At 49.0% G+C, this 8018-nt stretch carries 7 protein-coding genes; 4 read left to right on the top strand and 3 right to left on the bottom strand.

Translation table 11 applies throughout. The features are described from left to right. Positions 1–315: 315 nt before the first annotated feature. Both R6242_RS05815 and hpnC read right to left on the bottom strand, forming a co-directional pair. Positions 316–807, bottom strand: coding sequence for a thermonuclease family protein (locus R6242_RS05815; RefSeq protein WP_318424915.1), 492 nt, complete (start codon positions 805–807; stop codon positions 316–318). Between the two features lie 43 nt (positions 808–850). Beyond that, entirely contained in the window at positions 851–1681 is an 831-nt protein-coding gene (gene hpnC / locus R6242_RS05810) for a squalene synthase HpnC (RefSeq protein WP_318424913.1), read from the bottom strand. Between the two features lie 106 nt (positions 1682–1787). Between hpnC and R6242_RS05805 the strand changes: the two genes are divergently transcribed. Beyond that, positions 1788–2156, top strand: a complete 369-nt coding sequence (locus R6242_RS05805; protein WP_293936120.1) for a ComEA family DNA-binding protein — start codon at positions 1788–1790, stop codon at positions 2154–2156. Between the two features lie 142 nt (positions 2157–2298). Then, the gene (locus R6242_RS05800) at positions 2299–3390 is read left to right on the top strand and encodes a PLP-dependent cysteine synthase family protein (protein ID WP_318424910.1); all 1092 of its coding nucleotides are present in this window, start codon (positions 2299–2301) and stop codon (positions 3388–3390) included. Positions 3391–3448: 58 nt separating this feature from the next. Here the strand turns inward: R6242_RS05800 and R6242_RS05795 are convergent, their stop codons facing one another. Further along, on the bottom strand, positions 3449–4309 hold the full coding sequence (locus tag R6242_RS05795) for a 2OG-Fe(II) oxygenase (RefSeq protein ID WP_318424908.1): 861 nt from the start codon (positions 4307–4309) through the stop codon (positions 3449–3451). Positions 4310–4638: 329 nt separating this feature from the next. On the opposite strand from R6242_RS05795, the gene purB reads away from it, so the two are divergent. Together purB and R6242_RS05785 are read left to right on the top strand one after the other, a co-directional pair. Next, the gene (gene purB, locus R6242_RS05790) at positions 4639–6009 is read left to right on the top strand and encodes an adenylosuccinate lyase (protein ID WP_318424904.1); all 1371 of its coding nucleotides are present in this window, start codon (positions 4639–4641) and stop codon (positions 6007–6009) included. 82 nt (positions 6010–6091) lie between these two features. After that, a complete protein-coding gene (locus R6242_RS05785) occupies positions 6092–7537 on the top strand; it encodes a YdgA family protein (RefSeq protein ID WP_318424902.1) in 1446 nt (481 codons plus the stop codon). Positions 7538–8018: the final 481 nt, after the last annotated feature.

Here is an 8018-nt window from a genome sequence, read left to right as displayed (position 1 = left end):
AGTGAGGTGAAGGGCTTTATCTACAAAACAAGGTCGATGCCTTAAGGGCGCTATCAAGCTCACTTCACCTCGTGTGGTAGTAGCTAACCACCACAGGGAACAAGATACAAGGGTGCCAATAAGCTTTGCTTGCGACGTTTACGTCGCCAAGCGAAGCGCATTGCACCGCCGTTGCCATAATCTCGGCTAGCCTAAACGCAACCTCATTGCCAACATGGTGCAATGCGTCTGGATAAACCCTCAGACTTATTGGCACCCTACATAACATCAGACTAACTGCCCCTACAAAAGCAGCTGAAATACGCCCCAATCAGCTTATCTAGGATGCGCCCTGCGGTAATCCCAGGGCGGGATGGGGCTGGCTTCTTGCCATAGCCCGCGCTGGGCGGCGCGGGCTTCGCTTTCTGCAGCTTGGTAGAGCGCAAATTGCGCTGTGCTTTGCTTGCCCTTGGCAAAATGCTGGTAGTGCCAAGCTAAGCCTGCTTTTACTTGCTCGGCATTGATATCTTTGCCGGCAATCTGTAGCAGCACCACGCTGCGCTGGTATTTATCGGTATCGATGACCGTTGCAACTGCCGTTTTTTGATAAGCCCACCGATCTAGGCTGCGCCGTGACTCGCTGCCAAAAGCTTGGCTGTATTCGGGGGCATCAATAAAAGCCAGCCGTAGTGCGTGCTCTTGATTGGCCGCGTCACGGATAATTAAGGAATCACCATCCAGCACTTTAATCACCACGCCAGCAAGCACGGCGGGCTGATCGGCCTTACACGCCGTTAAAAATAGTAGCAGCACACAAAATCTAAGCATCGGCCCACCTCCACTCACTCTCTATAGCAGGGCTGGCGAATGTTTACTTAGCCCGCAGCGCCCGCCATAGCAATCTGGGCCAATCGCGCCAGACCAGTACGGGGCGGTGGCGGAAGACATCGGGCTCGAGCTTTAGTTTTTCTAAAATAGCGTCGCCGCCAAGGATGGTGAGGCGAATCTCTAGGCCAACTCGTCCTAGCAAGATTTTGCCTAGCGGCGCTCCGGCGTGCAGCATTTTTTGGCTGCGCCGCACCTGAAACGCCATTAAGCGCCGCCAGTTGGCGTTGATTTCGCCAGCGGCAATTTGCGCTTCGCTCACGCCAAAGCGCTCTAAATCAGCTTGCGGGAAATAAACCCGGCCATTGGCCCAGTCTTTTTCTACATCTTGCCAAAAATTAATTAGCTGCAAGGCGCTACAAATGCCGTCAGACAAGGCCAAATTACGCGGCGTAGCCAGCCCAAAAATATGCAATAAGATACGCCCAACGGGGTTGGCAGAGCGGCGGCAGTAATAGATTAGCTCACCAAAATCCGCAAAACGGTGTTTGGTTACGTCTTGGGTAAAGGCATCCAGCAGATCGTGATAAAGCTGGATTGGGATTTGATACTGCTGCGTGGACACGGCCAACGCCTGATAGCGCGCTGTTAGCGGGGTTTGCCCTGCCGCCATCAGGGCTAATTCTGCACGGCAAGCGGCCAGCGCGGCTAGGCGCTCTGCGGGCGTGGCATCGCCCTCGTCGGCCAGATCGTCGGCATGGCGGGCAAAGTGGTACACCGCCGCCACGGCTTTGCGATATTTGCGGGGTAATAGCAGGGATGCCACAGGGAAGTTTTCATAATGCCCCACGGCTTGTTCGGGTGTAATTGCAACCATAAACTGAACCTAATCTGACGCGAAAAGCACTTGCTAACAAGGCATGCTATATTAAGCAGGCATTGCCCTCAGGGCCCGTCTGTTTATCTTAAATAAAGGGAATCTCATGAAGAAATGGCTAATCGCATTATTAAGCGCTTTTGCACTTCACGGTATGGCATTTGCGGTGGTGGATATTAACACTGCTAGCCAAACAGAGTTAGAAGCCGTCAACGGATTTGGCCCAGCCAAGGCAAAAGCGATTGTTGAATATCGCGGCAAAAATGGCCCATTTAAAACCGTTGAAGACCTGAAAAAAGTACCTGGTATCAAAGACGGCGTGTTCAATAAAGTCAAAGCTGAAGTTTCTGTAGGTGGTAAAACAGCCGCCCCCGCAGCAAAAATGGAAAAACCAATGGCTTCTGCAGCCAAGGCAGAAAAACCAGCTAAGCCCGCTGCTAAACCAGAAGCGAGCAAGCCTGCAGCAAAGAAATAATCCCTTAGTTATAAAAAATAAAAGGCACGCGAAGTGCCTTTTATTTTGCCTACTCCCCGCCTAAGTAAATTCCCTTTTAACTTGAATCCAGCCTGTACTCATGGAATGCTGTGCTCTAATTTGCCAAAAGATGAGCATAAATATGACTGATAGCCGCGCTTGGGTTGCTCGTGCAATTCGCACCATTGAAGCTGATTTTAACCGCTCTGCCGATACTCACTTAATCCCGCTCACTTTGCCTGGCTTCCCAGGTATCGACTTTTATTTAAAAGACGAATCCAGTCACCCAACGGGCAGCTTAAAACACCGCCTAGCGCGCTCGCTGTTTTTATACTCGCTGGCAAATGGCTGGATTCACGCCAAAAGCACGGTAATTGAAGCCTCTAGCGGCTCAACCGCGATTTCTGAAGCCTATTTTGCTAGGCTGCTAGGTCTACCATTTATTGCGGTAATGCCCGCATCCACCAGCCCAGAAAAAATCGCTGCGATTACTTTTTATGGCGGCCGCTGCCATTTGGTCAGCGACCCCACCACGCTGCATAGCGAATCGCTCAAGCTTGCCGCCGAAACGGGCGGGCATTTTATGGACCAATTTACCTATGCCGAGCGCGCCACCGATTGGCGAGCCAATAATAATATTGCCGAATCCATCTACGCCCAAATGGCGCTGGAGCCGCACCCTATTCCAAAATGGATTGTGGCTAGCTGCGGCACCGGCGGCACATCAGCCACGCTAGGGCGCTATGTGCGCTACCGCCAGCACGCCACCAAAATTGCCTGCGTGGACCCTGATAACTCGGTGTTTTTTGATGCGTTTTGTAGCAAGGATCGCAGCTTAAGCCTGCATTGCGGCTCTTTAATCGAAGGCATTGGCCGGCCTAAAGTAGAAGCATCGTTTATCCCATCAGTGATCGACAGCATGTTTCAAGTGCCCGATGCACTCTCAATTGCCGCTACACGCTGGCTAGCGACCAAACTGGGGCGGCGCGTTGGCGGGTCTACCGGATGTAATTTAGCGGGGGTACTGGCTTTAGCGCTAGAAATGAAAGCCGCTGGGCAAAGTGGCAGCATTGTTACCCTGCTTTGCGACAGCGGCGAGCGCTATGCGCATTCTTATTACAACGACGCCTGGCTGGCTGAGCGCGACATTGATATTGCACCTTGGCTAGCGCAAATTAACCAGACGGCAGAACACGGCGAGCCGCTGAGTTTACGCAGGGCAGATCAACTGTAGGGTGGGCACCTGTGCCCACGCGTTAGCCGCGTGGGCAAGATAAAACATCCTGACTTAATCAGCCAAAGCGCCCTTGGCGCATCCACTTGGTGGCGATCCATTTTTCGCCTTTGATCACAGGGTTGCCGCCGTGTAGCGTGAGTGGATCGGTTTGGCTATGGCTATTACAGTATTCAAAATAAACCGCCGAGCCTTTCTTTGGTGAAATCGCCATGCCCAGCTCAGGAAAAATCGTTTCACCGCCCTCTTCCACATCATTCAAATAGATCACCATGGTGGATACCCGTTGGCCGCCATTTTTTAAATGCACTTGGCTGCCTGGGTCTGCTACGGGGAAGTAATCAAAGTGTGGCTTATACTCACCGCCCATTTTGTAATTTAAAATTTGCAGCCCCTCGCCGTTTTCAAGCGGCCAGTGCATTGCCTCGGCAATACGGCGATCTAGGCGGGTAATCAATTCGCTTTCATTGGCATTAAAAAAGGTGCCAAAGCTACTTCTATCATCGATCACTTCTTCCGCTCCAGTTTGCGGATCAACAATAGTAGAGCGCTTTAACTTACTTTTAGATAAACGCACCAGCTCATCGCATTCTTCTGGCGACAAGATATCGTCCAGCACCACCACCACGGGTGCGCTCATTCTAGTCGTTACCCGCACCGGCCTATCATGCGTTTGAATCACGCTACCTTGCATGGGAAACCGCGGCCGCTCGGCAACATAGCCAGCAGGCACCGCAGCAGCAGGCAAAGCGGTTTTAGCTTGCGTTGAAATATTCGAAAAATGAAAAACAATCGCATTGGCAAAAATAGGATCAAAGCCCTTGCCCGCCATCACTTCCACCAAAGATTGCGGCACGCAGCCCCTCGCCAAGTTTTCCACAATCCAGTTTTGCCAATCAGGTGTAATTTGTGTGTTCATTTCCCCCATCCTTTTCTTTATATTTGTAGCGCCATTCTTACAAGAGCCGCCGCTGCTGTCATCCTTATTTATTCTAGCGTTGCAAACAGATCAAGGCGTCTCTCTACATAAGATTTCATCAAAGCATGCTATTGCTTAAAGCTTAAGTAGGATACTGATACAAACCGCCCTTGATAAACGCTACAAATTAACAAACCCCTGTAAAAACAACACTCATCCTACTTTTTGGCAAATAGATTTCTCCGCTAATGCAGTTTGCACAGAGCAGCATGCGGCGGCTGTGTTAAAATTAGCGCCTTGATTTTTGTAGACGTGAGACTTGGCTTAGAATGGAACTTTCAGCCCTTACTGCCCTATCCCCACTCGACGGTCGTTATGAAAAACAGCTCGCCGATTTACGTCCTTATTTTAGCGAGTACGCGCTGGTTAAAAACCGCGTTGCCGTTGAAATTGCTTGGCTAAAAGCCCTTGCTGCAGAAGCGGCCATTGAAGAGATTAAACCATTCTCTGCAGCCACCATCGCTGAACTCGATGCGGTTGTCGCCCAGTTTTCACCCGAGCACGCGCTCGAAGTTAAAACCATTGAGCGCACCACTAATCACGACGTAAAAGCCGTTGAATACTGGATGAAAGAGCGCTTATCTGGCAATGCGGAAGTCAGCGCTGCCAGCGAGTTTATCCACTTCGCTTGTACCTCTGAAGACATCAATAATCTGAGCCACGCCCTAATGCTAAAAGGCGCGCGTGACGCCGTGATGCTGCCTAAGCTCAAAGAAATGGTCAGCAAGCTCAAAGAGCTGGCCCATGATTTAGCCGATGCGCCAATGATGAGCCGCACCCACGGCCAGCCAGCTACGCCAACCACCATGGGCAAGGAAATGGCCAATGTGGCCTACCGCCTTGAGCGCCAATTGGTGCGCATTGAAAAAATCGAGCTGTTAGGCAAGATCAATGGCGCGGTAGGTAACTACAATGCCCACATCTCCGCCTACCCTGATTTTGATTGGGAAAGCTTCTGCCGCCGCTTTGTAGAAAGCCTAGGCATCAGCTTTAACGCCTACAGCACGCAAATTGAATCGCACGATTATATGAGCGAGCTGTACGACACGTTTACCCGTGCCAACACCATTCTGATTGATATGAACCGTGATATCTGGGGCTATATCTCGCTGGGCTTCTTTAAACAGCGCGTCAATAAAAACGAAATTGGCTCCTCCACCATGCCGCATAAGGTAAACCCAATTGACTTCGAAAACTCCGAAGGCAATCTAGGGATGGCCAATGCAATGCTCACGCACCTATCGCAAAAACTGCCCATCAGCCGCTGGCAGCGTGACTTAACCGACTCCACCGTTTTGCGTAACATGGGTGTGGGTTTAGGTTACAGCTTGCTTGCTTATGTGGCCTGCTTAAAAGGCTTGAACAAATTGGAAGTCAATCGCCAAGCCATGCTTGATGACCTGAATGCCAATTGGGAAGTGCTCGCTGAGCCAATTCAAACCGTGATGCGCCGCTATGCCGTGCCAAATCCGTATGAGCAATTAAAAGAACTCACACGTGGCAAAAGTGGCATTACCCGCGAAGCACTGGCGGTATTTATTGATGGTTTAGAAATCCCTGAGCTAGAAAAAGCCCGCCTGAAAGAGCTGACTCCTTGGAATTACATCGGTAAAGCCGTAGAACTGGCGAATCGGATTTAATCCCATCAAAGCGGGCGCCACAAGCGCCCGTTTTTCTGTCAAGCTATCCCAATACGAAGCTTGTTATTGAATGCCGGAGAAAATGGTGAAACGTAAAGTATTACTGGGCAGTGCAATTACCGCCGCCATACTGTCTACTGCCTATATTGGCGGGGCCTATGTTGCAGGTAAAGCTGCAGAAAACACATTGCAAAAGCAGCACGAATGGCTAAGCAGCCTGCCCTACTTTATTGTAAAAAATCGTGAATATCAGCGCGGCTGGTTTAGCTCTAGCGAAAAAACCGCGCTATTGCTTAACCCTGAGCTATATCGCTTTTTTATTGAGCGCGCAGGCACCGAGCTACCTAAATTTGAAGTCACCTATACCCAGCATATCCAGCACGGCCCATTGCCGCTGCTTAGCCGATTTAACCTACACCCATATAAAGCGGTGGTTGAATCGGAATTTATGTTTTCGCCAGAAACTCAAAAGTTTTTAACTCAGTTCTTTGGCGCACAAAAACCCATTCATATTGAAAATAAAATCGGCTTTAATGACGATGGCGTCATTGATATTAAAGTACCCAGCTTTGATTACGAAGAAGCCATCTCTGGCGTAAAAGCCAATTGGAAAGGCTTTAATGCCACGCTAAATTACGGCGGCGATTTTAACAGCGTAAGACTGATTGCCAATGCGCCCGGCCTATCCGGTGGAGCCAAAGGCAAGCTCTCTTTCGCCTTTAATGATTTAACCTTTGGCTTTGATCATGTACGCGGTAAAACGGGCGTGATGCTTGGCAACACCCAAGCCAAGCTGGCTGGCTTTGATATGCAATTGCTTGAAGGCACACCGATCAAGCTCAAGCTAGAAAACCTAGCCTACGCAGGAAAAATCAGCGAGGAAGGTGAGTTTATCAATGGCAGCGCAAATATCAACCTAGCCAAGCTGGTTCTAGACGACCAACCTTACGGCCCAGCCGAAGTGCAAGCCACGGCCAGCCATTTGCACGGCCCAACCCTTGCCAAGCTTGCCGACGAATTTACCGCACTACAAAAGAAACAGCTTAGCCGCGATCAGTTTTCAAACGAGCTAGTTAAGTTGGTTAAAACTCACGGCATGCCACTGCTCACCCACGACCCGCTCTTAGCCATCAAAAAGTTTGACGTTAAACTGCCCGATGGCTCCATCCACTTCACTACCGAAGTAGGCCTAAAAGGCTTCCAGCCTGCCGACTTAGATAAACCAGTGGAATTCGTGAATAAACTGCACGCCAAGGCTGATTTCTCGGTACCGCGTAAAGTGATTGAAACCATGGTGATGTGGCAAGCCCGCAATATGTTTGGCGGCCCAGATAGCGGCGTGGCAGCCGATGATCTTGATTATCTAGCAGGGCAATTTGTAGAAGGCCAGATCAATAAGCTCACCGATCAAAACCTGATCCGCAGCGAAAACGGCCTGCTCTCTGCCAAAGCCTCGTTAGAAAAAGGTAGCTTCTTACTCAACGGCATCAACGTGCCCCTGCCTTGGCAACAGCCTGCGGCAGAATAAAGTGTTTTAAGCCATAACCGCCCTGATTATCAGGGCGGTTTTTTTATGCCCCTATACAACGCATTCTGAGTTAATGACCTGAACTACCCTAAGAGCTAGAAAAATTCATAGCGATATCCTTACCCATTTGATCAAATAAAGCCCAATAAACTTATCTCCATTCAACCGCTCATCAGCTAGATACGACTGAGCACAATGTTACATAATCTATTTATTACATGAATATTTTTACTACAAACAAAACAAGTAAGATAATATTTTTGTTTTTTTAAATTAAAAAAATGCATCTAAAAGCAATATAAATCCATTTATATGAAAATATGAACATGAAAAATAGCCTCAAACAAATAGGTACATAATTTTACTTATAAAAAATAAATATAAATTACAAAATTAAACTAACTAGTACAAGCTAAGTTTTCTAACAAAGTAATTAAGTAAAACAAGGCTTGTAGCAAAAGAATAAACCATCTTGGGCTTA

Origin of the sequence: Iodobacter sp. CM08 (assembly GCF_033446605.1) — a bacterium.
GTDB lineage: Bacteria > Pseudomonadota > Gammaproteobacteria > Burkholderiales > Chitinibacteraceae > Iodobacter.
This window is presented reverse-complemented; position numbering and strand designations above follow the sequence as displayed.

Excerpts from the sequence above, each read along its gene's own strand:
- R6242_RS05815 (WP_318424915.1), bottom strand. The coding sequence starts at position 807 with ATGCTTAGATTTTGTGTGCTGCTACTATTTTTAACGGCGTGTAAGGCC.
- hpnC (WP_318424913.1), bottom strand. The coding sequence starts at position 1,681 with ATGGTTGCAATTACACCCGAACAAGCCGTGGGGCATTATGAAAACTTC.
- R6242_RS05805 (WP_293936120.1), top strand. The coding sequence starts at position 1,788 with ATGAAGAAATGGCTAATCGCATTATTAAGCGCTTTTGCACTTCACGGT.
- R6242_RS05800 (WP_318424910.1), top strand. The coding sequence starts at position 2,299 with ATGACTGATAGCCGCGCTTGGGTTGCTCGTGCAATTCGCACCATTGAA.
- R6242_RS05795 (WP_318424908.1), bottom strand. The coding sequence starts at position 4,309 with ATGAACACACAAATTACACCTGATTGGCAAAACTGGATTGTGGAAAAC.
- purB (WP_318424904.1), top strand. The coding sequence starts at position 4,639 with ATGGAACTTTCAGCCCTTACTGCCCTATCCCCACTCGACGGTCGTTAT.
- R6242_RS05785 (WP_318424902.1), top strand. The coding sequence starts at position 6,092 with ATGGTGAAACGTAAAGTATTACTGGGCAGTGCAATTACCGCCGCCATA.